This is a genomic window from Alteribacillus persepolensis (assembly GCF_900099605.1).
GTDB lineage: Bacteria > Bacillota > Bacilli > Bacillales > Marinococcaceae > Alteribacillus > Alteribacillus persepolensis.
This window is the reverse complement of sequence record NZ_FNDK01000005.1, coordinates 1-24,456: the sequence shown is the minus strand read 5'-3', so window position 1 is coordinate 24,456 and position 24,456 is coordinate 1. Positions and strand designations below refer to the sequence as shown.

The 24,456-nt window shown below is 41.8% G+C and carries 19 protein-coding genes; 9 read left to right on the top strand and 10 right to left on the bottom strand.

The features are described from left to right. The first annotated feature begins 352 nt into the window (after positions 1-352). Both BLT18_RS05805 and BLT18_RS05800 read left to right on the top strand, forming a co-directional pair. The gene (locus BLT18_RS05805; protein ID WP_091272081.1) at positions 353-2,104 is read left to right on the top strand and encodes an alkaline phosphatase D family protein; all 1,752 of its coding nucleotides are present in this window, start codon (positions 353-355) and stop codon (positions 2,102-2,104) included. 105 nt (positions 2,105-2,209) lie between these two features. Beyond that, positions 2,210-2,755 carry a DUF3231 family protein gene (locus tag BLT18_RS05800; protein ID WP_091272079.1) on the top strand — a complete coding sequence of 182 codons (546 nt, stop codon included), beginning with the start codon at positions 2,210-2,212 and terminating at the stop codon, positions 2,753-2,755. A 154-nt stretch (positions 2,756-2,909) separates the two neighbouring features. Here BLT18_RS05800 and BLT18_RS05795 read toward each other — a convergent pair whose 3' ends face one another. Together BLT18_RS05795 and BLT18_RS05790 are read right to left on the bottom strand one after the other, a co-directional pair. Further along, positions 2,910-3,221 carry a hypothetical protein gene (locus BLT18_RS05795; RefSeq protein WP_091272078.1) on the bottom strand — a complete coding sequence of 104 codons (312 nt, stop codon included), beginning with the start codon at positions 3,219-3,221 and terminating at the stop codon, positions 2,910-2,912. 772 nt (positions 3,222-3,993) lie between these two features. Beyond that, positions 3,994-6,318: an NlpC/P60 family protein gene (locus BLT18_RS05790; RefSeq protein ID WP_091272076.1), complete on the bottom strand. Its 2,325-nt coding sequence runs from the start codon at positions 6,316-6,318 to the stop codon at positions 3,994-3,996. A gap of 446 nt (positions 6,319-6,764) precedes the next feature. Between BLT18_RS05790 and BLT18_RS05785 the strand changes: the two genes are divergently transcribed. Beyond that, positions 6,765-7,475, top strand: a complete 711-nt coding sequence (locus tag BLT18_RS05785) for a poly-gamma-glutamate hydrolase family protein (protein ID WP_091272074.1) — start codon at positions 6,765-6,767, stop codon at positions 7,473-7,475. A gap of 243 nt (positions 7,476-7,718) precedes the next feature. Here BLT18_RS05785 and nasC read toward each other — a convergent pair whose 3' ends face one another. The 4 genes from nasC to BLT18_RS05765 form a co-directional block, all read right to left on the bottom strand. After that, on the bottom strand, positions 7,719-9,893 hold the full coding sequence (gene nasC, locus BLT18_RS05780) for an assimilatory nitrate reductase catalytic subunit NasC (RefSeq protein WP_091272073.1): 2,175 nt from the start codon (positions 9,891-9,893) through the stop codon (positions 7,719-7,721). A gap of 29 nt (positions 9,894-9,922) precedes the next feature. Next, positions 9,923-12,241 carry a nitrite reductase large subunit NirB gene (gene nirB / locus BLT18_RS05775; RefSeq protein ID WP_091272071.1) on the bottom strand — a complete coding sequence of 773 codons (2,319 nt, stop codon included), beginning with the start codon at positions 12,239-12,241 and terminating at the stop codon, positions 9,923-9,925. Positions 12,242-12,311: 70 nt separating this feature from the next. Continuing rightward, positions 12,312-13,496, bottom strand: a complete 1,185-nt coding sequence (locus BLT18_RS05770; RefSeq protein WP_091272070.1) for a nitrate/nitrite transporter — start codon at positions 13,494-13,496, stop codon at positions 12,312-12,314. A 192-nt stretch (positions 13,497-13,688) separates the two neighbouring features. Beyond that, positions 13,689-14,408, bottom strand: coding sequence for a dienelactone hydrolase family protein (locus tag BLT18_RS05765; protein WP_091272068.1), 720 nt, complete (start codon positions 14,406-14,408; stop codon positions 13,689-13,691). Positions 14,409-14,750: 342 nt separating this feature from the next. Here BLT18_RS05765 and BLT18_RS05760 point away from each other — a divergent pair, with 342 nt between their 5' ends. Next, entirely contained in the window at positions 14,751-15,995 is a 1,245-nt protein-coding gene (locus BLT18_RS05760; RefSeq protein ID WP_245705189.1) for a flavin-dependent oxidoreductase, read from the top strand. Positions 15,996-16,007: 12 nt separating this feature from the next. Continuing rightward, a complete protein-coding gene (locus BLT18_RS05755) occupies positions 16,008-16,307 on the top strand; it encodes a Dabb family protein (RefSeq protein ID WP_091272065.1) in 300 nt (99 codons plus the stop codon). Positions 16,308-16,696: 389 nt separating this feature from the next. Here the strand turns inward: BLT18_RS05755 and BLT18_RS05750 are convergent, their stop codons facing one another. Both BLT18_RS05750 and BLT18_RS05745 read right to left on the bottom strand, forming a co-directional pair. Next, complete coding sequence (locus BLT18_RS05750; RefSeq protein WP_091272063.1) at positions 16,697-17,149, bottom strand: nucleoside deaminase; 453 nt, start codon at positions 17,147-17,149, stop codon at positions 16,697-16,699. 11 nt (positions 17,150-17,160) lie between these two features. Beyond that, a complete protein-coding gene (locus BLT18_RS05745; protein ID WP_091272062.1) occupies positions 17,161-18,138 on the bottom strand; it encodes an NAD(P)H-quinone oxidoreductase in 978 nt (325 codons plus the stop codon). 156 nt (positions 18,139-18,294) lie between these two features. On the opposite strand from BLT18_RS05745, the gene BLT18_RS05740 reads away from it, so the two are divergent. From BLT18_RS05740 to BLT18_RS05730, 3 genes are all read left to right on the top strand, one after another. Beyond that, the gene (locus BLT18_RS05740) at positions 18,295-18,786 is read left to right on the top strand and encodes a DUF1189 family protein (protein ID WP_091272060.1); all 492 of its coding nucleotides are present in this window, start codon (positions 18,295-18,297) and stop codon (positions 18,784-18,786) included. Between the two features lie 78 nt (positions 18,787-18,864). Continuing rightward, the gene (locus BLT18_RS05735) at positions 18,865-19,062 is read left to right on the top strand and encodes a spore coat protein (protein WP_091272059.1); all 198 of its coding nucleotides are present in this window, start codon (positions 18,865-18,867) and stop codon (positions 19,060-19,062) included. A gap of 11 nt (positions 19,063-19,073) precedes the next feature. Next, complete coding sequence (locus BLT18_RS05730) at positions 19,074-19,346, top strand: spore coat protein (protein WP_091272057.1); 273 nt, start codon at positions 19,074-19,076, stop codon at positions 19,344-19,346. Between the two features lie 544 nt (positions 19,347-19,890). Here the strand turns inward: BLT18_RS05730 and BLT18_RS05725 are convergent. Together BLT18_RS05725 and BLT18_RS05720 are read right to left on the bottom strand one after the other, a co-directional pair. Continuing rightward, positions 19,891-20,817: a ketopantoate reductase family protein gene (locus BLT18_RS05725; RefSeq protein ID WP_091272056.1), complete on the bottom strand. Its 927-nt coding sequence runs from the start codon at positions 20,815-20,817 to the stop codon at positions 19,891-19,893. Between the two features lie 123 nt (positions 20,818-20,940). Continuing rightward, positions 20,941-21,975, bottom strand: a complete 1,035-nt coding sequence (locus BLT18_RS05720) for a Bug family tripartite tricarboxylate transporter substrate binding protein (RefSeq protein WP_175487386.1) — start codon at positions 21,973-21,975, stop codon at positions 20,941-20,943. A gap of 297 nt (positions 21,976-22,272) precedes the next feature. Between BLT18_RS05720 and BLT18_RS05715 the strand changes: the two genes are divergently transcribed. Then, a complete protein-coding gene (locus BLT18_RS05715; RefSeq protein ID WP_091272052.1) occupies positions 22,273-24,246 on the top strand; it encodes a di-heme oxidoredictase family protein in 1,974 nt (657 codons plus the stop codon). Positions 24,247-24,456: the final 210 nt, after the last annotated feature.

Here is a 24,456-nt window from a genome sequence, read left to right as displayed (position 1 = left end):
TACGCTTGCTTCATACATTAATATATGTGCTTGCTCTGTATACAACACGGCATTCATAAGACTGCAGATATCAAAAAATATTTTGTTTTCGTATAGTCTATGTAAAAAATAATAGAAACAAGTCCTATGAATATCTATCTATTCTTTTTGCTGTTTTTCTTTCTATTTTACAAAATCAGTCAAAAAGCGACAAATATATACATATTTATCTCGCCATTATTCCTATCATTCAACTATTTCTTTCCTCGTGATGCTACTTTCTGTTTTTACATTGCTTAACAACGGATTAATAAACAATTTTTATACTAAAACCGACTCTTATCTAAGAAATATGGAGAAAGGAGCAGATGATATGTCAAATCATTCATCTATTGACGAAATGATTCAACATTTGAGCAAGAAAACATTACAGGAAAATGTAGACCGTCGTGCTTTTTTACAAGGTGCTGGCAAGATTGCTAGTGTTTCACTGGCTATGGCGGTTGCTCAATCCGTTGGAGGCGTCCATGTCAAAGCGGCAGCCAATGAAAATATGCGATTCGACAAGTATCCGTTCACGCTAGGTGTTGCTTCAGGTGATCCATTGTCCGACAGTGTTGTGTTATGGACAAGAATTGCCCCAGATCCCTTAAATGGCGGAGGTGTTCCTGAACGTAACGTACCTGTTCAGTGGGAAGTAGCCACAGACGAACATTTCCGAAACGTTGTACAGCGTGGAACAGAAATAGCAAGTCCGCATTTAGCACATAGTATTCACGTTGAAGCAGAAGGCCTTTCGCCGAACAGTACTTATTTCTATCGCTTTAAATCGGGAAATGAATACAGCCCGATCGGCAAAACGAAGACGCTTCCGCAAAACAGCGCTCACGCAGCCAGCCTTACCTTTGCTTTTGCTTCTTGCCAGCAGTATGAGCATGGTTACTATACCGCTTATAAACACATGGCTAATGAAGATCTCGATCTCGTGTTTCATTTAGGCGATTATATTTATGAATACGGACCAGACGAATATGTAGCCGGAACCGGCAACGTGCGAAAACATAAAGGGTCTGAAATAATGACGCTTGAAGACTATCGCAACCGCCATGCCCAGTATCGCTCTGATCAAGATTTACAAGCAGCTCATGCGGCATTCCCTTGGGTCGTAACATGGGATGATCATGAAGTAGAAAATAACTACGCAGATAACATTCCAGAAAACAATCAATCTGTCGAAGAATTTGTAAAACGCCGCATTGCTGCTTATCAAGCATATTACGAACATATGCCTTTGCGCCTCTCCTCGATGCCTGAAAATGGAGATATGCAGCTCTATCGCAGCTTTTCTTATGGTGATTTAGCAGATTTCTTCGTATTGGACACACGCCAATATCGTGATGACCAAGCAAATAATGACACAAGCTCGCCACAAACACCCGAATCACTTGATCCATCACGCACTCTTCTTGGTGAGAAGCAAGAAACATGGCTCCTCGATGGGCTTGACAACGCCTCTGGCAAGTGGCACGTATTGGCACAGCAAATTTTCTTTTCCAAACGTAATTACGGACCAAGTACAGATGACCCGTTATTCAGCATGGACAGTTGGGATGGCTATACGCCTGCCCGCGAGCGTATCATCGACTTCGTTGAAGAGAAAGATTTCGATAATATTATCGTTTTAACTGGTGATGTTCATGCTAACTGGGCTTCGAATTTACTCACCGATTTTGATCATGCAGATTCTCGTGTATTTGGTGCGGAATTTGTAGGCACATCCATTAGCTCGGGCGGTGACGGAGCAGATAAGCGTGCTGACACCGACCGCATTTTAGATCAAAATGAACACATTAAGTTTTTTAATGATTTCCGCGGATACGTTCGCTGCCGTGTAACACCCGAACAATGGCGCACCGATTACCGAGTTGTCCCATATGTATCAAATAAGGGGGCTGATATTACGACACGAGCTTCCTTTGTGTATGAAAAGAACCAAGAAGGCATTCAAGAAATTGATACCGCTACTGTTCCACAAGGACAAGTTTCATCGAATGAAGTCGAAGAAGACCGGCATCGCGCTCACCGCCGTGCCCATGAAAAACAAAAGCAAAAACAGCCGCAATAATGTGTACCAGGAAGGCTTCCTTTGTGAAAGGAAGCCTTCTTATTCTATTTCATTTGTTTTTCTTGGCGTTTTTTTGGTTAAGATAGTATGCGGGAGGTGTAATTAATGCCGAATCCTTTGGAAGCTGTATGGCATACATTAAAGACATTAGTTGATAAAGATCCAAAAGCTCCTCTCCACGTAGGGGAAGTAATGGGTCTTTGGACTTACCTGACAATTCTCAATGAAGCAATTCAATATGAAAAAATGGGCTTGAATACAACCACAGATGAAGATCTAAAGAGATTATTAACAGATGCAAAAAAGCTTTGTGAAAATCAATCCCGGAAAATTTCTGCGTTTTTACAAAAAGAAGGAATTCCCATGCCGCCAACTACACAGCAAAAACCAAACTCTGAGCCCAACGATATTCCTCTGGGTGTAAAATTAACCGATGATGAAATTGCAAACGGGATATCCATTAAAATTGCTGCCGCTGGCACAGAGTGTGCCATGGCGAACAGCCAAACAATACGAACTGACGTCGGCTTGATGTGGACAGAATTTTATGCAGAAGTGATTACATTTGGAGCGACAACAAAAGCATTGCTCCGAAAGCGAGGCTGGCTGAAAGTACCGCCATATTATTATCCGCCGGGCATGCCGCAATAAAGCCGCTGGATCTATACTATCCGCTTCGCGGCATCTCCCTGCTTTCCGGAACAAGTGTCTAATGCAGTGGTTTCAATGAAGAGCACATAAAACAAAAAAGATTGTTCCTGTAAAGCAACAATCTTCTCATTAAACTTCCTGCCGGCTATTTTATTTATGAGGCCGTCATATTGGAATAGATGCGTTTAAATCCAGTGCAAGCCAAGTGTTGAAACGGGCCGTATCCGCTTATCACAATTTTTAAATGTTTTTTCGGCTGCACATCACGGTGAACATATACGGCAATATCATCGAGCTTATACAGGGTCACCTCCTCCTCTGGATATGGAGCAGCAAGCATTGGCATCACATCCATGATGCGCATATGTTTCACTGCAGGAAACAGCGCCAGAGGATAGAGAGTAACGACTCCCCCATTTTTTCGAACCCAAGCTTTCGTTTTTTCATTCATATCAATCGGAATCACTCATACAACCTCCTTTGTTCTCACTATATTCACATATATATGAAGCGTTATCGGTAGATATCATGACTTATATAGATTTCTTCTGTAATATTAAAAGAAAATGAATGATATTTAACGGTTACGTCCTTTTTGTCAAGTGCTGACCCTGTCTTCTGGCAATTGTCATCAACAATGAAATCCCCCCGATCTCACCCATTTTTATTCGACATTAACTGTTCCTTTACAGAATATTCCGAACTCAAATGTGTCTATCCGACAAAAGAAATGAATCACTTGTTCTGCCGGCATCTTTCAAGCAGTTAATGTGACACAACGTGATTTTCTTATATCCACCTCCTCCTTATTGAAGTTACCTGCTTCTTCCACTTATTTTCTGTTTTTCACAATACTATCTTCTGTACCAAATAAGCTAATCCTTTTATTGAATTTTTAAATTTTTCTCGTCTCCAAACAATATCGACTATCGAAGAATTTGTTCAAAACACCATATCGACTTATTATGATGATAATATGTCGAATTCCTTCTCATTTTCGTACTCGAGAGAGCACTTCCTGGCATGATATACCTTATATAAGACAGAGAAATACTGTAAAAGCCCAAGCTAAATCGAGCATTTACAGCATTTCACTGACATAACGATAAAATAATAACGAACGATTAAAAAGCTTAGGAAGTATTAGGAAGCCGAGCAGCTTATAATGAAGCAAAAATCTTGCCTTTCCTGGATTTCCTGTATTTCCTCACATCATTTACAGATTCCAAAAACCTTTTTCACAATGGCTGTTCTGTCAATCTTCTTCCTTCTAGCAACCGTTCAATCCAGTATTGATCTGTATTCATATCAGTGACAGCAACTGTTTCACCCAGGACAGCTGCGAACCTGCCTTCTCCGAGGTAAATGGCAGCAAGCTCTGCAGTGTCTCCTCCATCTTCTCCAGCAAAGAACATAATGTCTCCTCGTTCGAGCTCTTCGATATGGACTTTCTCGCCGTGTTGACGAAGCATATCCATTGTTGCTGGCAGGATAATACCAGAGCCTTCTTCAAAGACCTGCTTAATAAATTCACCAGAGGTTCCAGCATACGACTCTCCACTGTATGCTTCAGCAAGCTGCGCTTCCCTGCTTTCTTCCTCCGATCTTTCATAAGTTCTGCTTCCCACATATCGCGGCGGCCAATATGCGCTTGTGGTAAGATCTATAACAGCCACGCCAGAGAATTGTGTGGCGACAATAATTTGATTGTTTCCAATATATACAGCAGGAATTAAACTCGACCCTTGAAAGAACATCAAATCTCCACTTTCTATTTGACCTCTGGATACTTCCGTGCCTTCTTGCCATTGCTCGTCTCCGTAGCGCGGCAAATCGATGTTTAAGCCCTCGTTATATACATACTGAACGAGGCCGCCTGTATCAAACCCTTGTTCTGGTGACGCCCCTCCAAGGTGATACTCTGTACCAAGTAGCTGATAGGCTTCAAACACCGCTCCATCATCATATTGAATCGTTAAATCATCAAAGCGTTTCACCCCGGTGAAGTGCTCTTTCCAATACTCATTCATATACGAAATGGTCGTTTCTCCTTCTTCTCCAGTGGCATGAATGATGTGGTCATCACCAAGATAAACGGCAGTGTGAGAGATGTCCTCCTGCCAGGTGCCCGAAAAATAAAGAACATCGCCGGGCTTGATATGATTATCGAGTTCAATAGAATATATATCTGTTCCAGCTTCCAGAATCGTTTTTCCAACTTCCCATTGTTTGTAACTGATCCGCGGCAGATATACATCCGCAGCATCTCTAAACACAGTTTGAATTAAAAAAGAGCAATCAAATGCATCATGTGTGCTGCCTGTCATTAAATACGGGGTTCCCATATACTTGATTGCTTCTCGTATGACAGGATTTTCATGATCAGCATAGGTGGATGGATCAGACTTTTTTAACAACTCATCGGGATAGCGAACAGCGCCTGCATACCGCTCTGCATAATACGTGTGATAATCTAAATGACGCTCTCTCACCCCAGAGGAGGATGCGATAATAAATTGACGATCTCCCGTGTAAATACCAGAAATTAAGCCTTCACTACCTTTAAAAAATACTATATCTCCCGGCTGAAGCTCATCTTGATTAATTTTTTTCCCGGCATCATATAATCCGGCAGGCCTTTTAGAAAGCCAGCTTCCGGTTACTTCTTGGTAAACATAATGTACGAGAGTACCCGTACTAAACCCGTTCTCAGGATCTTCACCGTTCTGGTTATAAGGGCTTCCAATAAGAGACCTTGCCTGTTCGACAATGTCATTGCCTGCTCGAGCGGGAACTGGTGTTTCTGTTATGTATCTTTTTGCTCCAACATACGTGCTAGACCAATAATCACTCGTCTTCATGTCTCTTTCAGAAATACCACTACTTGTAACGATAACAAACCGGCCGTTGTCGATATAAATCCCAGACATTAAGTACGTTCCCTGAAAAAATACCACATCCCCGGGCTGCAGATGTTCTTGTTCTATATTCTCACCGAGGAGCCATTGGTCACTTGCAGACCTTGGCAGAGATATATTCTTAGTCTTATCATAAATAAATTGTACAAGTTCTGAAGTGATAAAGTCCTTATTGTTTTCACCTGTACTATTGATTGCTAACTGGGCGGCAGGATCATCAACGGTAAACTCTTCTTCTGGATACCGGTTGGCCCCAACGTAAGCATCTGACCAATAACTGCTTTTATCAAGATTTCGTTCTGTAATGCCGTCGCTTGTTACAATAACGAAACGTCCATTATCGATATAAATGCCAGACATTAACGACGATCCCTGAAAAAAAACAACGTCTCCAGCCTGTACTTCACTCCGTTCTACTTCCCTTCCTAAACCTTTCTGTTCTCGAGCATAGCGTGGCAAGTAAATTCCTTTGGATTCTTCAAATACATACTGGACAAGCTCTGATGTTAGAAAATCCTGGTCATTGGAACCTACCATGTCAACAGCTAATTCTGCTGCAGAGTCCTCTTCTTGAGCAGCTGCGTTGTCGAGAAAGATTCCGGACAACATCAACAGAAAAATGGGAAAGGTGAGGAACTTTGGCATCAAATCACTCCTTGTTCTTGTCTTAAATATTTGCTTCAACCATCTTTGAAAAAATACACCAATGTGAAAAACGATGACTATACATGAAACGAATATACTTTTATACAATCATAGTAAAATAGTATGATGAAAGAAAAAACTGGATATCCGATATTTTCTATTTATCTGGAGAAAAATTAGAACATAGTATGACAAAGGAATTATTAAAAATAGTGTATATAGTCCTATAAACATGCTAAATTGTGATGAATGAATAAATTATCCCCTCCCCCATAATTCCTTGCAAAAAGGTGTATACGTTTCAAAACGCCTTTCGTCAAAAGTTTTGAGTGCTGTACGATGTATCTCATCACTTTTGCTTGCATCAAAGAATAATGTTTTTTAGGTAATACAACCTCGAAATTTTTCTGATTATTCTGCATATTGTAGGGGAAGGAGGTTAAATTATGAATAATATATTTAAATGGCTGGCCCCCCTTTTTTTCTCTGCTGCTGTATTTTTTATACCAGTCCATTCTTTATCTCAAGCAAGCACCGACTATTACGATTCTTATGAACAATTAGCAAAACACGAAGTATTGAATGAAGACTATGAAATAAACTATGAAAAACGAAACAGCGACATCTCCATTCTGGCTATTCATGGTGGCGGAATTGAACCTGGTACTTCCGAAGCAGTAAAAAATTTAGCTAATCAAATAAACTATTCCTATTATTTATTTGAAGGCATAAAACCATCAAACAACTTGATTTTGCATATCAATTCTAAAGATTTTGATGAACCGATAGGACGAGAAATGGCTCAAAATTCTGTAAGCGCTTTAACCATTCATGGTTACGCTGAAGAGGAGTCCATTGTTTATTTAGGCGGGCGAAATCGAGATTATAAAGAAAAAATACGCCACTCTCTTCAAAAGCGCGGCTTTCATGTCGAAGATGCCCCCGATGACATAGCAGGAATGAGTATCAAAAATATCGTGAACGATAATCAATTAAAAAAGGGTGTCCAGATAGAACTAACCGCGGGATTACGTAAATCTTTTTTTGAAAATCATGACTGGTCGCGAAAAAATCGTGAAAACACCACCGAAATATTTGATCAATTTATTGACGGCCTAAGGGAAGCAACAGCAGAGTATGAAGTTTCGCTTAAATAATTCAAACGGTAAAACGTCATTTCAGGTATGTTTTAAAAGCCGCATTCTTTCTTTTAAAAATGCGGCTGTATTACATATTTGAATCGTACATAATGTTGCTGCAACCAGTGCATGCAGAAGGACCATTCTTCCAATTTTTATTCTTCTATACAACACGTTCAATAATGGCAGTCATACTTTGCTCTTCACCATACGAGCAGTAATTGGCGCATATTTTCCATTTGGACATGTGATTCATAAAAGCTATTTGGTTCTTTCTTCTGACGCCATGCTTTCAGTTCCCAAGGTATACGGTTGAACTCGTACAGCAGACATTTTATATCCGGGCATACGGCAATGCGGATCTAAATTTTTTGCAATTAACATGTTTACGTTTTGTGTATCTGCCCAATGAAATGGCACAAACACTGTATCTTTTCGAATTGCCTCTGACAATCGGCTTCGAACAATAATTTTTCCCTTTTTGGATATCACCTCTACTAATTCATCTTCGGGTATGTGGTGTTTCGCTGCTGTTTCTGGATGGATTTCCATAAAAGATTCAAAAAAACGCGCCGCTAGATTTGTACTCTTTCTCGTTTGGACACCTGTTAAATAGTGTGACATGACGCGTCCTGTTGTTAAAAAGAGTGGAAAATCTTCTGACGGCTGTTCTTTTGGTACCTCGGGCTTATTAGGCACCACTGTTATTACTGCTTTTCCATCAGGGCGGGCAAATGATTTTTCAAACAACCTTGTCGTGCCTTTATGGCCAACACTCGGGCACGGCCATAAAACGCCTTGTTCTTTACGAAGACGTTCATATGTGAGACCGTAATAATCAGCGGCACCTCCCTTGCTCGCTTCTCTTAACTCGTGAAAGATATCCTCTGCAGACTCGTACTGAAAATATTTCCCTTTTCCTAGTACTTGTGCAATATCGCAAATAATCTGCCAATCGTGACGCGTTTGCCCAGGCGGTTTTTTGTTTGCTTCCCGTAATGTAACCCGGCCTTCCATATTCGTCATTGTGCCTTCATCTTCTAAATAAGATGTCGCGGGCAAAATAAGATCTGCCAGTTTTGCAGATTCAGAGATAAATAGGTCAACCGCAACGAAAAAGTCCAGCGAGGCTAGAGCTTCTTTGACATATTCTGCATTTGGGTTTGACACTACCGGATTCGAACACATTAACAGCATTCCCTTGATATCACGATTGTGTATTTTTTCCATCATTTCATAGGCAGATACGCCTTTCTCAGGGAGATCTGCTTCCTCTATTCCCCAAACGTCTGCAATGTAACGGCGGTGATCGATGTTATCAATGGAACGGTAACCAGGCAGTTGATCAGACTTTTGTCCATGTTCACGCCCTCCTTGCCCGTTTCCCTGGCCAGTAATGGCTCCATACCCAGAGCCCTCCTTGCCTATTTTTCCCGTAACAAGCAAGAGGTTTAGGAAATTACGTACAGCCATATGTCCGTCTGTTTGCTGTTCGATTCCTCTCGCTGTAAAAATCATGCCAGTGTCTGACTTTCCAAATACCTTCGCTGTTTTCTCCATATCTTTTCGCGCTACGCCTGTTTGCCTTACTGTCTCATTAACATCGATGTTTTCTATATATCTCTTAAGCTCACGAAAGCCTGTTGTTCTTTCCTCTATAAATGATTTATTTACTACATTTTCTTCGAACATCATCTTTAATATTCCGTTAGCTAAGGCCGCATCTTGTCCTGGCTTCACTTGCAAATGTAAATCAGCGATCTTTGCTGTTTCTGTCTTTCTTGGATCAATAACAATAATATAGGAACCATTCTCCTTTGCTTCTTCAAAATAAGGCATAATTGTCGGCTGGCATTCAGCAATGTTGGTCCCGGAAAGAATAATGCACCTCGCTTTAGGAATCTCTGTTAATGCATTCGTCAGTCCTCGGTCCAATCCGAACACTGTCTTCGCAGCTGTTGCTGCAGAGGACATGCAAAACCTGCCGTTATAATCAATGTATTTTGTTTGCAAACCAACACGAGCAAATTTCCCCAGCAAGTATGCCTCTTCATTTGTAATCGACGCACTTCCATACACCGAAAGAGCATCATTGCCATGCTCTTTCTGAATGGACTGAAATTTTTCTTTAATGACAGCAAGAGCTTTGTCCCAGCTGACGGGCACAAACTCTCCGTTCACTTTTAACATCGGAGAAAGAATGCGATCTTTATGAACTGCGTGTTGATAAGCATTCTTTCCTTTTACACATAGCCGCCCGTGCGTTGTTGGATTATCGATTCCTTTTGTAACATATGTTTTTCTTTTAACGCTTGTTTGTTCAATGACTTGCTTTTTGCATTGCATGCTGCAAAACGGGCATTGGGTATTATATATTTTTTCCGATTGGACTTCCTGCTGCTTTTCTCTGAAGTAATTCAACATTAACTGTGTCATTTGAGAGCCCTCCTTTCCAGTAATTTTGGCTATGTAGCTACTGATGCTGCACCTACATTGCTCACGTGATCTTCCAACCGCTGAAGCAGCAGCTGCATCGTTTCTGTATCAAAAAGCACTTCACGCAAATGAATAAACGTGACCCTTTTCGCCCAGTCTCCTATCGATTCTTTAAACTCAGCTCCCTCACGGTAATATTGAAAGATCGCTTTGACCATATCTATTGCTTCTTCTTTTGTACGGGTGACATACAACAGCTCATTTCGCTCCTGAGTTCTGCCCGCTGCTACATATATCTCCCACCCATTTTTTATTCCTAAAAGTCCAATATCTGCTTTTCTTACTTCCACACAGTCACGAGCACATGTCGTAATTCGCATATCTACAAACCAAGGAGTCTGGAGGTGGATGCATTGTTTCTCGAAGTTAATCGCTAAATGCTGTGCTGTCGACTTGCTGCAGGCACAATTTCCTCGTGAAGGGTACACTTGAACGGATTCAAGTCTGTATACTAGAGTGGATACATTTTCTACGTGAAAGGCTTCTCTTATATCAGGGAGCATTTCTTTTTTAATCCCTGCTAGCTGCATGCGCTGGTTCGGCATCAAGCGTATAGAAGGAACGTTCAACTTCTTCGCAGCTTCTGCTATGTTTAATAATTCGTCTGGGGCTGTTATCCCTCCATAGTGCTGCAGACTAAATGTGTACGTCCCGTCATCCTCTAGAGTGAACGTTTCCTGATTTCTTTTGTAATGTGGATAAATCATGGTTAAATAATATTGAAGAGCGGGAATGCAGTTATTGCATCCTTGTTTGTTTTGCCATTGCAAAACCGTTATTACATCTTCCACTGTCCGAAGGTTCTTTTCTTGAATGGCATAAACGACTTCTTGTTCGGTTTTATCCGTACACGTACATATTGTTGTCTTTTTTGGAATGTCATCAAATTCATTGCTTTGAATATAGGAAAGCAACTCTTTTACAAGCGGCTTGCATCCTCCGCACGAGCTGGAAGCGCCTGTGAATTCTTTCACTTGATCAGATGTCATTAAGTTGTTATCAACAACGGATTGAATGACTTCTCCTTTAGAAACATTATTGCAGTTACACACATGAGACGTGTGAGGCAGTGTCTTTACGATGCTTTCCTCTTGTCCGGCAGCAAATAAAATAGCGTGCTTTTCCTCATCGGACATCGGTTTTTGTTTCGAGACTAATGAGAGCAAAGTAGATTCCTGCTCGACATCCCCGTAAAGAATAGCACCAACAATAATCTCATCTTGTAAGATCACTTTTTTATACAATTTCTCGGTCTCATCATGTATTTCAAGTACCTCTGTTGTTTCTGATGCTTCAAGACGTCCTATAGAAAAAACATCAATCCCCGAAATTTTCAATCGAGCATGTGTAAGAGAGCCTTCATACGTTCTGCTGCTTGTACCAGTGATATAGCCTGCCAGTATATCCGCTTGTTCGTATAGGGGTTTGACGAGCCCGTAGGTAATGCCTTGATGTTCTGCACACTCTCCGACTGAAAAAACGTTTGGTGCACTTGTCTCCATCACGTCATTGACGACAATGCCTCTGTTTGTTTCAATCCCACTTTCTTTAGCAAGCTCTGTATTAGGAACAATACCAGCTGACATGACAACAAGATCAGTATCTATGCTGCTTCCATCTTGAAAATAGACGCACTCTGCTTGATCTCCACCGGAAATCTCGACCGTCTCTTTATTTAGCAAAAAGTTCATGCCTTTCTCCGATAATTCTTGTTGGAGTAAAGCTGCTGCTTTATGGTCCAGCTGTTTGTTCATAAGATAATGACTTCTGTGTACCACATACACATCCATACCAAGAGTCAGCAGCCCTCTTGCTGCCTCAAGTCCTAACAAGCCTCCCCCTATGACAACGGCTGTCTTTTTCGTTTCAGCCGCTTTTATCATGTACTCACAATCATCTAGCGTTCGAAACGCAACCACTCCATCTTTATCTGCTCCTGGTATGGGAAGAATAAATGGGTTTGAACCAGTTGCTATAATAAGCTTGTCATAAGCGGCCACCGTCCCTTTGTCTGTTGTGACTTGTTGTTTCTCTTTATTTATCTCAATAACTGTTTCTCCTGTATATAAGGTAATGCGATTTCTCTTATACCAACTGCGAGGATGTATGGAAATATCATTCATGTCTGCTTCTCCTTGCAGAACGGAAGAAAGCATGATGCGATTGTAATTAGGATGCCTTTCCTTTCCAAATACCGTTATTTCAAACGCTTCTGGAGCAGATTTGATGATTTTTTCCAACGCATTCATTCCTGCCATGCCATTCCCAATTAAAATGAGCTTTTTCACTTCCAACCCTCCATATCAAGGAATAAATTTGTATACATTGTCGTTTTTTCCCTAATCAAAACGTTTATTATTAATACATTATGTGGGCTTCTTTTATATTTCTTGTTCGAGATATATATGGAATGACGAGAAGACAGCCTGCGGTAAAGACAGCCAGCAGAAGAAATCCGAATCCATACCCTCCCGTCATTCCTTTAATTACTCCTAATGCAACTGGTGGAAAAAAGCCGCCAATCCCGCCAACAGCGCTGACAATTCCTGTCACCGCACCAGTGTTTATTGGGGATACTTCTGGCACCAGCTTAAACACCGCGCCATTCCCAGCTCCAAGCAAAGCAGCCATTACAGCGCAACTAAGACTAAAGAGAGGAAAAGAACTACCTGTAAAAGCCATAAAAGAAGCAAAGACAATGATACCGACAAACAACCATTTTAATACTCTTAACGGTTTAAAAACGTCTGCTAAATACCCGCCCAGGGGTCGGATACATGTGGCCACGACGACAAATCCTGCAACAATGAAACCAGCATGAACAGCAGAAAATCCATAGGTTTCTTGTACAATCGCCGGTAAATATAAACTAAAAGCGATAAACCCTCCAAAGGTGAGAAAGTAGAAAAGCGATAACACCCACGTTTGCCTCAACGTAATGACCGACATCGATTGCTTTAGCGTGTTTACCTGTTTTGGTTTCGGCAATTCTTTCGTGCCTAACCAAAACATGCAGGCCATCATCCCGATTGCGATAGCAAACGTCCAATACACCCATTCCAGACCAAAATTAGAGTAAATAGACGGAACTGTAAAACTTGCTACCGCTGTCCCTAAGTTCCCCATTCCGGTTATACCTAAAGCAAGCCCTTGTTTTTCTGGTGAAAACCAGCGCGTAACGTACGTTACTGCAATCGCAAACGTTGTTCCAGCCATGCCAATCAGAAACGTAAAGAACAGTAAGATAGAATAAGACGTAGTAAAACCAGCTGCAAACATCGGAAGTACAAGTGCCAACATCGTAAGTGTATATACTTTTTTTCCACCATGTTGATCCGTCAGCACTCCCATTGGTATTCTCATAATCGAACCTAATATCACAGGCGTTACAACGAGCAAACTTTTTTGCAGTTCGCTTAAGTCATACAACTCTTGAATATCCGTTGCTATGGGTGCAATCACAGACCAAACTGCAAACGAAATAATCATCGCAAATGTCGAAAACACAAGCGCAGAAGTTTGACCCTTGATCCTCTTTTTCATGGTACCTCTCCTCCCCAAACCATTTTTCTGTTACATATTTTGGCACACACTCGATGTAAAAGAAGCATTTATGGCAGGAAAGTTAACACGTTTTTTCCAAACGAAGACAGGGACGATAGAGCAAAAAAGGCATAAATAGGCATAAAAAAGCATCTGCACAGACTATGAGGCAGATGCTTTTTCCATATATGCTTACAAATATATTCCTTTTAAATGAAAGTCAAAGAAGTGCAAGGTGTGCGTCCATGCTTCTTTTGCAGCAACAGCACGGTAGTTTGGACGTGTGTGGTCATGAAACGCATGGCCTGCTCCTTGGTACAGCCTTATTTCGTAATGTTTGTGGTTATTTTGCAGTTCTTTGTCATACTCTAATACATGTTCTTTCGGAATAAGGTGATCCGTTGTACCGTAGTGCCCAAGCAAAGGAACATTGAGATTTCCCGCTTTTTTAATGGGAGAAACTGGATGGTTGTCCGTTTCTAAAACGTGAATCATGCCATAAAAATTGACAGCAGCTTTCACACCATCCACCTCACAGCCTGCTAAGTAAGCAAATTTCCCGCCTACACAAAATCCCATCACACCTATCTCTTTCTCTTTTACATTTGGCTGTTCTTTTAAGTAATTTACAACAGCTTGAGCGTCTTCCATCACTTGGTTGTCACTAATGCCGGCCAATGTTTTTTGTACATCTTCCGGACTGTTCAGCTGCGGCTGGCCGAGCGTTGTATAATAATCTAAAGCAAAAACCGTATAGCCATGTCTTGCTAATCGGTGAATAGTCTCTTCTATGTAGCTAGTCAACCCGTGTACAGCTGGCATTAATACAATAGCTGGAGAAGGTTGTGATTGATTCGGTTGGACAAACCAGCCGCCAATCTGTTGATTCGCATCAATGTACGTTTTTTCCATGCCTATCCTTCCTCTCCTAAATATTCATACTATTAGCGTAACGCAGACAATTCGAAAAGTCATCTATCTTACTTTTTTGCTTTGTCCTCTGTCACTATCTGTAACGTCTGATGCCGCTGTTGCACATAGAAATGTATATTTTTTGTCCTCACTATCCTATACCATCTCTTTTTCATGATTTATTATGCTAAAACGTTGATGCTTTTCATTGAAAAAGTGTTTGTTTATGAGATAATTAGTTAAGATTAGTTCCTATATTGATAGATAAAAAGAACATAGTCTTATGAAAAGATGACTATAACGGATGTTCTAAAGAATAAAGCGTACATGGAGGAGATACGGTTGAATACATCTGCTATTATTGCTGGCGGCGGCATTGGTGGTTTAGTTACTGCTTTAAAACTTCATCGTGAAGGTGTTTATGTACGTGTGTTTGAAAGCGTCGAGAATATTAAAGCCTTAGGTGTTGGCATTAACCTTCTGCCACATGCCGTGCGCGTACTTACAGAATTAGGATTGGATAAGAAACTTGCTGACACAGGCATCCCCACAGCTGAACTGATTTACTTCAACAAATATGGACAACAAATTTGGCAAGAACCAAGAGGATTAGATGCAGGCTACAATTGGCCTCAGTACTCTATTCACCGAGGACGCCTTTTAATGCTCTTGCTTGAAGCCGCCAAAGAAGAATTAGGGGAAGAAGCAATCCTCACTGGACATCATCTTTCTTCTTTTGAACAGCATGATCAATTCGTAGAAGTTCATTTTGAAAATAAGAAAACAGGAGATAAGATTGGTAGCTATCAAGCAGATTTTCTCATCGCTGCAGATGGTATCCACTCAGCGGTGCGTCAGAACTTTTATCCAAATGAAGGGCTGCCTAAATTCAGCGGACGCATTTTATGGCGCGGCCTTACAGAGTCGGATCCATTTTTAACGGGACGATCAATGTTTATGGCAGGGTATCAAAACCAAAAGTTTGTTGCTTATCCTGTTTGTCCGAAGACCGCTTCTAGAGGTCGTTCCCTTATTAACTGGATTGCAGAACTTTCTGTTGAAGGCGGCACGCCTCCTCGCAGTGACTGGAATCGAAAAGTTGAAAAAGAGGTATTTGCTCCGTCATTTTCAAAATGGAATTTCGGCTGGCTTGATATTCCAAAACTCATTGAAGAAACTGATTCTGTTTTTGAATTTCCAATGGTAGACCGTGACCCTCTTTCCCAATGGACATTTGGAAGAGTCACATTACTTGGCGATGCAGCACATCCGATGTATCCAATTGGCTCTAATGGAGCGTCACAAGCAATTTTAGATGCGGACGCATTAGGACAAGCCTTTGCCGAACAACCCAGCGTGGAACTTGCATTGCGCGCTTATGAACAAGAAAGAATGGAACCTACGGCATCTATCGTACGAAGCAATCGTCAAAATGGACCAGAAAGCGTCATGCAAATCGTAGAAGATCGTGCTCCGCAAGGTTTTACTGATTTACATGGTATCATTTCTCAGCAAGAGCTCGAAGATATAGCGAAGAAGTATAAGAAAATTGCTGGTTTCGACCGACAAACATTAAACAGCAGATAGGAGTCGGTATTCTTGGTTGAACACATTGTGCTCGTTAAGTTTACAGAAGCCCCCCCGGCAAAAGAAATCGATGAAGTTATTGATAGGACACTTGATTTAAAGAATCATATACCAGGTATTGTCGATATCCAACAAGGACGCAACTTTTCTAATCGCAGTAAAGGCTATGAACTGGGGCTAACAGTTCGGTTTGATAGCAGGGAAGCCTTAGAGCGCTATGAACCGCACCCGAAACACCAAGAAATTATCGCTTATTTAAAAGAAACCGGCCTAGAAGATATTATTGTTGTTGACTTTGACCTTCCCAGCTAACATGTTATCCACATCTATTTGGCACTCTCTTATCATTGTTTCACCTGATTACAACAGGATGAAAATAGTTAAGAGGCTGAGACAAAAGTATAGAACCATAGAATAATCCGAACGATTATTTAAAAATCAGTTCGGATTATTTGTTTATTACAGTAATTTCTATCGTTGTTCCGTCAAAATACGTCGCGTTCCGCGGGCACGGTCTCAGCTAACTTGGTAAGAACAGCACAAGCGCCCTGAAAAAGGGAAGTTCGGCTAAGGGGAAGGGATCTGCTGCAAGGAACTTCTACTAAGAACGCACACGTCCTGTGTTGGGCGTTGAAGCCATCACACCTTGTGGAAGAAAGGCTGTTGGAGACGCAACAGCCTAGATAACCATTTCTATTCATTCACCTTTGGCGTTCCCACTGCTTCATCGGATTGTCTTGGCTTTGTTTAAGCGGTATCTGCTTCATGACAAGAAACCTTGCCGCCTTTGGCTTTTGCAGCTCTTCATAAATAAACGCTGATTTCCCAAGTCCTGCATCCACCGCGTCTTCGACAGACTGACAATAATATGTTGTGTCAATGCCGGCAAAATACATCGCTGTTAAACACATCGAACATGGTTCGCCACTGGCATACATCACACAATCCGATAAATCATTCGTCTTCAGCTTCTCTTGTGCGCGCCGAATTGCAAGCATTTCTGCGTGACCGCTCACATCATGTACTTTGTGTAATTCATTCACACCTTCTGCGATGACTTCATCGCTTTTTACGAGGACAGCACCAAATGGCTGTCCGCCGTCTTTAACATTGGCAAGAGCTAAATCAACCGCCCGCTCCATAAAATGGTCCATGTAATCCCCCTTTATGGTACTTGTAAAACAATTTTACCGATATTCTTATTGTCTTCCATATACCGATGTGCTTCACTTGCCTGCGTAACTGAAAAGACTTTGTCTACAATTGGAGCAACTTTCTTCTCTTGAAAATAAGGAAAGATGGCTTCGGAAAAATCTTTTGTTAGTTCTGCTTTGTATGCATCACTTCTTGGAGTCAGCAGCGTTCCCGTTAATTGAACTCGTTTTGCCATCAATTGAAATAAATTCATGTTTTCTATGTTTCTTCCACTGAGAACACCAATAAGTACCCAGCGTCCATCTGTTTTAATGCTTTCCATATTTTTTTCCCAATACGAAGCACCAATGAAATCTAGTATAAGATCTGCACCTTGTCCGTTTGTAGCTTTTTTCACTTCTTCATTAAAAGACTGTTCCTTATAATTAATGGCCACGTCTGCTCCTAAATTTTTGCAATAGTTCAATTTCTCCTCAGAACCAGCCGTAACGATGACCGTTGCGCCAGTGTATTGTTTTGCGAGCTGAATCGCAGCTGTTCCTACTCCGCTTGCTCCAGCATGAATTAAAACGGTTTCTTTTTGCTGCAGCTTTCCAATCCAATACAGTGTTTGATACGCCGTTAAAAACACTTCCGGAATCGCAGCTGCTTGTTCAAACGAAAATGGTTCAGGTATCATCATCGCTCTATCTGCTGGCATCACCGCATATTCTGCGTACCCGCCGCCATTTACCAATCCCATGACACGATCCCCTTTTTGAAACGTCTCATGCCCATTCGCATTTTCCACAATACCTGCTACCTCTACCCCTAAAACAGGGTTTTTAGCATAATCCATTCTTCCTTCACGGGTTACAATATCCGTTCGATTTACCGCTGCTGCATGAACCCGTATGAGAAGCTCTCCTGCCTGCGGCTCTGGAAGAGGGAATTCTCTGTAATCCAGCTGTTCTGCTCCCCCTGGTTGTTTCACAGTAACGCCTTTCATTCTTATCCGCTCCTTTAGCCAATATAACGTTGTCTACACTCTATATATAACACAGTGGGAAGCTTTTTGTCTTTGCAGCAGCAGTTTAGCCTGTACAAAGGAACATATCATCCTTTACCATATAAACGTATGAACTGACAAAGGAGATACTTTTTAATGAAAAAATGGATACATATTGTAAAAAACAGCTTTGCCTTGCCGAAAAAAGATGCAGTATTCTTTTTAAATCGAATCCCCATTATCGATGCCATTGTATTATTGACGGTTCTTACGGTGTTCGCCTCTGTTGCTTATAGTTTTCATTTCTTTACTCAAGATCATCATGAATTTCAAAGCTTACCGACGGCGATAGCCATTGTGTATTATTTCGGCATTTATTTTACGTTGTTCTTGTTTGGTGTGATTTTATGCATTAGTGTACTGGCTTCATTTGGCCTGTTATTCTGTGGTGTAACGAGACGGAAACTAGCATACCGTCTATTGTGGAAAACATCTGCGTTTCTTTGTACACTTCCGCTTTTCATCTATTTGGCTGTTGCTCTGCTTTTACCAGCGTTTATACCTGAATGGGTCATTATCAGCTGTTTTTATGCCATTATTACACTGTTTCTGATTATCTTAAAATATCCGCACATGAGAACCAAGTAAACATTGGCAATAAAGATTCTCTTTTCGCCGTCATGATTCGCTAAGAGACTGGTAAGCTATGTAGCGGAGGTGACATCCATGCAATCATCAACAGGGTTAGGTATCCACGAAAAAGCAGAATTGCACGAAATGCTTATGTTTAAAACAAACTGCTTAAATAAAGCAAGAATGATGCAAAACCAAGTACAAGATACAGAACTGCAACAGTTATTAACTCAAGATATCCAATCTTCGACAGAAGACATTGCCCAGTTAGAACAACTATTACAAAGATAGGAGCGTTGGCCATGCAAAACATGAATGACCAGGCTGCGGCAACGGATTTGCTTCTCGCGGCCAAAACAGGCGTTCGCAATTACGCATATGCTATTACAGAAGCGGCATCTCCAGATGTAAGACAAGTACTGTCTGAACAGCTGCAACAAGCCGTAACGTTTCATGAACAAGTGACAAATTATATGATAAAAAATGGTTATTATCATCCGTATAATTTAAATGAACAAATCCAATACGATCAGCAAGCTGCTCAACAGTCTATCCAGCAGCAACCGCCGCAGTAACTGTCTGTTAAAAAACTTGGCTTTCACTGAGTCCTTATGAAAGCAAAGCGCAAGCGCCTGGCTCACGAGTGACAAGTCTTGGAGGGCCGACACATGGAAAGCCGGTCTTTTGCTTTCCATAGTCGGACCGAAAGAACCTCGAGCGAGTAGGCGCTTGTGCTAGACAAAGAAAAGCGCAACCGCCGTGAAAAAGGGGACGTTCGGCTACGGTGAAGGAACTTCTACTAAAAACGCACACATCCTTTGTGCAACGTAGAAGTCACCACGTCCTGTGGAAGTACATCCTGTGACAACGCCGAACCGACTCCTATCCTGGGAGCCCGCGGGCAAGTCTTGGATCTTTCGCGCAGGGCCTGGAGTCAAAAGGAAAGACAGAGGATGTTCAGCTAAAACCACCACGTCCTGTGGCAACGCTGAACCGACCCACGTCGTGTGCGCCTGAGTGAGCAGGCGCTTGCGCTGACCATGAACACGCCAAACTTTTATATTTTCCTATCTCTCAAAAAAGGACAGAAGCATGTGTATGCTTCTGTCCTTTTGCTTTTTATTCTGGCCTTCCGTTTTCGTATGGCTTTAAGACACCATATAACGTTTCAATAACAGGAGCAGCCACTTGATGTTTTGCTGCAATACGAAGTGCTCCACCATGCAAGTGCTCCACTTCAAGCGGCAGCCCCTTTCGCATATCTTGATGCATCGATGCCGTCGCTTGAGGCGGGAATGACCTAAGTTTCATTGCCATTGGTTCAATATCTTCTTCTCCCATAGCTATGCCTTCTTGTTCTGCAAGCATTTTCATCTCATACAATACATTTCGAGCTGTACGGTACGACGCTTCATGCTTAGCAATGTAGCCGGCAGGCAGCTGCATAGCACTAGTGATGCCGGAAAATGCAGTGATTAAAATGTACTTTTTCCACATGCTTTTTAAAATCTCTTCATCCCGTAAGACATTTGTTTTTACATGGCTATGTATTTCTTCTAATTTTGTACATATTTCATGTTGGTCCGGATGAAGCGCACCAAATTTAATGGCACTGCCCGCACCAGTATGCTCCACATGGCCTTTTTCATTCAGTGTTGCAATAATGGACGCAAAGCCGCCTAATACCTTTTCTTTACCTACAGCTTTCTGCAGTCTTTCTAATTGTTCGATTCCATTTAACAATGGCAGTACGTAAGCTCCCGTTTTATTCACAATATCGGTTACTTGTTGAACCGCCTCTTCTAAATGGTAACCTTTCACTGCAAGAATAACGACATCTGCCTTTGAAACATCCTCTGGTGAGGTGTAAACTTCCACGTCTTTTGTTTCCATATCGCCTGCGCCGCTTGTAATTTTTAATCCTTCCTGCTGTAATTGAGCGGCTCGTCTTTCTCTTACAAAAAATGAAACGTTGTAACCACCTTCAAGCAGCCTTCCTCCAAAATATGCGCCTAATGCTCCAGCGCCATGCATAACAATATTCACGCTAACATATCCTCCTTTTTCACTTTTACTCTATCGTATCATGAAATCGGCAGAACAACAGAAAAAAATGCGGACAAAGGTTTATTCCCTTCTGTCCGCTTACACTGCTTAACCCTATATTACTTATTCCTCGACACGCGGAATGTCAAACTCTTCTGGTGAGTGTTCAGTAACTCCTGCGTCATGAAGCATCCACGTTGAAGTCGATCGATTTTTATTTACAAATTCGATTGCTTCTTCTCCACTTAAGTTTAACGGTTGCATCCCCAAATCTTTGAGCTGGCGTTGAAACTCTTCATCTTGCTGTGCTTGTGTGAAACTTTCGGTTAACGCATCAACAATGTCGTCAGGCGTTTCTTTTTTTACAAATACTCCTTGAAATGGCCCCCACGGCAAATATTTTTCAAACTGCGGATAAATATCGGTAATAGGCGGAGTATCTCCAGTCGCTTCCAGCTGCTCATCGTGTACGACTGCCAACATCCGAAAATCCCCTGATTCGACATATTCTTGTGCAGCCGATACCGTTACAATGGAAGCATCGACTTCACCGCCTAATAACGCATTGGCAATTGGGCCTTCCCCATCATACGGGACACGATTAAACTGTGTATCGAGTTCTGCTGTTAACATCGCTGTGGCCACTTGCGGCAAACCGCCTTCACCAGAAGTTCCCATCGTTAAATCATTTGGATTTTCTTTGGCGTAATCAACCAGTTGTTCTAATGTGTTAAATTCTGAATCTGCCCGCACAATCACACCCGCATAGCTTTGACTCATAATGGTTACAGGAGTGAAATCATTCATGTAATCTCTTTCTGAAATATCAAGTACTTGATAAAGGTTTGGGTTTTCCGCTCCAAACAATAACGTGTATCCATCGGCAGGCTGGTCATACACATATTGTGCTCCAATCGCCCCGCTTGCACCTTCACGATTTTCCATGACTAAACTTGTACCCATTTCTTCTTCGGCAATAGGGGCGATGGTGCGTGAGATAATATCCATCGAACCACCTTCACCCCATTGAATAATACCGCTAATATCTCGCTTGGGATAAGCAGAAGCATCGGCTTCTTCCGAAGAATCCGTACTTGCACATGCTCCTAAAACAAGCATACTAAGCACTAACACATATAAAGAAAACCATTTTTTCATAACATCCTCCCCTTGCCTATTGTCTATGATTGTTCCCCCTGCCATATAAGAAAAGCATAAACAAGAAATCGGGATATTCTCTTTTTCTTATCCCTTATTCCTTTCGCGGCGCTGCACTTCCTACATCAGGAGAAACACAAGCGATTTCATAATAGTATCAAATATTTAAAAATTCGACAATATATTATCCTTCTCTTCTTTTTTGACGTCTGTTATTTTCTTTGTCACAGAATAATTCATATTCCTTACCATGAGAGGAAAAGTAACCTTGACAAACTGTTCAAGGGGTTTTTTCAAATGAAGAGGTTTCTAAAATGGACCATCATCACAGCGGTTGCCGTCGTTGTAACAGCTGGAGGCTTCTTTGCTTTAGGGGAGTTTACGATCGGATACACGCCATCTGAAAATAAAATTCTTCAGGCAGACCAGCGTTATACAGACGGCCGCGCAGAAGAAGCATATGACGTTTGGGGGGAGGCAGTGTCGGAAAAAGAAGCCGAGCGCCTTCTTCAAACAGAAAAAGGGCGTGAATACTTAGCAAAAGAAAATGGCGCCATTTCGGTTGATAAGGACTTACTGCAGCTTGGACGAACGACATTTTATGAAGAAACATTCGGCAATGAAGTGTTCTTAACAGACATCATGGGGATACTCGATGGTCCTCTATCCATATTTGACTTTATGAAGGCTATTGTAAAACTTGGCGGCCAGCCGACAGACAATTTACAAGTTGAGCTCCCCGAAACTGTTACGATTGGCGAGAAGACATTAGAAAAAGGAACGGTGATTGATACTGGCTTAGATATTCCAAAGGGAGCGATGATGCCATTAGGGATGCCAATAACAGTAGAACGCGGACGTGTCAAAGCTGGAATTAGCTGCGCTCTTTGTCATGCGCGGGTAGATATGAATAGTGGCGGGAAAGTAGTAGAAGGGGCAACCAATACCGATGTCAACACAGGCATGTTAATGGCACTTGCTTCTAATAGTGCTTCTTACTTCACGCATACGGATATAGAAAACTTGGAGAATTTTATTAGAGAAAATAATCCTGAAGTAAAAACAACAGCCGGTGAAAAAGAGAAACTTCCAGATATAGAATCGCTGGAAAACGCAGTGGATAAAACACTCATGAAATGGCCGCCTGGTTTTTTTGACGCTACGATTGATATGAAAGCCAATCCCACACAAGTGAGCGATTCCTTTACATTTGGCGATCACCCCTACAGCTGGTCGGGAATGGGAATGGCCGGAACGTTTCGCGGTTTGACGACATTAAACAACAATGTCCAAGCACAAGGGGCTGATACCATTGCTCAATCACAAATTAGTAAAGAACTGTTTAACATTGATCCAGAAGTCTATACAGGGACGCTGCTGCAAAATGCGGCAAATGAAGACTTTCGTTATAATCCATCATCGAACGAGCTGCCATCCGAGTTTTTTAAGAAAGCAGACCCACACCCAGGACAGCCAGGTGTTAATGAAACAGTAAAACTTCCGACATTTCCAAAAGTGTCTGTGCTCTCACCGCAAGGATACCTGGCATCATCCGCTGGACACGGCGTGAATGAACAGAACAATGCCATGTCTGCTTTTCAAAACACACTCGTTGCCCCAAAGCCTCAACGAAATGTGAGCGATGCTGTCCTTGCAAAAGGACGAGGAGTGTTTGAAGAAGCTGGCTGTATCTCTTGTCATGCGGGCCGCTTTAAAACAAATAACCGTATTATTCCAGTTGAAGACATCGGCACCCAGCCATCTCGGGCCAAAGCATTGCAGGCAACACAAAAGCTGTGGGAAAACCCACTCATTTATTCGCCCGACACACCTGTGCCGGTTCCTGAAAACGCAAAAGTACTCAAAGCTCCTACTAATCATATCAATCGCAATCAAAAAGATCTTGGTTTTGCTCATAATGGTTCCAATGGCGGCTACAAAGTGAAGGGACTGGCCGGCGTTTACTGGCAAGCACCGTATTTTCATGATGGCGGTATTGCTGTCGGTCCAAATAAAGAAAAAGAACTTGGCATTCCAGGCACACTTTTAAATCATACCAGCCCTGATCCTTTTAACAGTATGCTAGCAGTCATCGACCGCAACTTGCGCCAAAAGGTAATTGAAGCTAATCGGTCTTCATCTGACCTGCAAGACATTAATATAGAAGGCACAGGCCACGAGTTTTGGGTAGATGAGGAAGCTGGATTTTCCAAACAAGAGCAAGAAGCTCTCGCAGAATACGTGTTATCGATAAACGGAGAGGAAAAGTAAATGGCAAAGCAGCCATCTGTTAGTCCAATGACATAACGTTTTTGATGCATAACTTCGGGGCTGTATCAAAAGGTCATGAAAAATGACCTTTTGACAGCCCTTTTTTCGGTTCTATAAGGTTTGTTGTTTGGAATAACTTATCCCTCTAGTATTGATGGCTCTTCAGGTTCGCTTGCCGCGGGCAAGGCTTCAGCTAACCGACGGAAGACC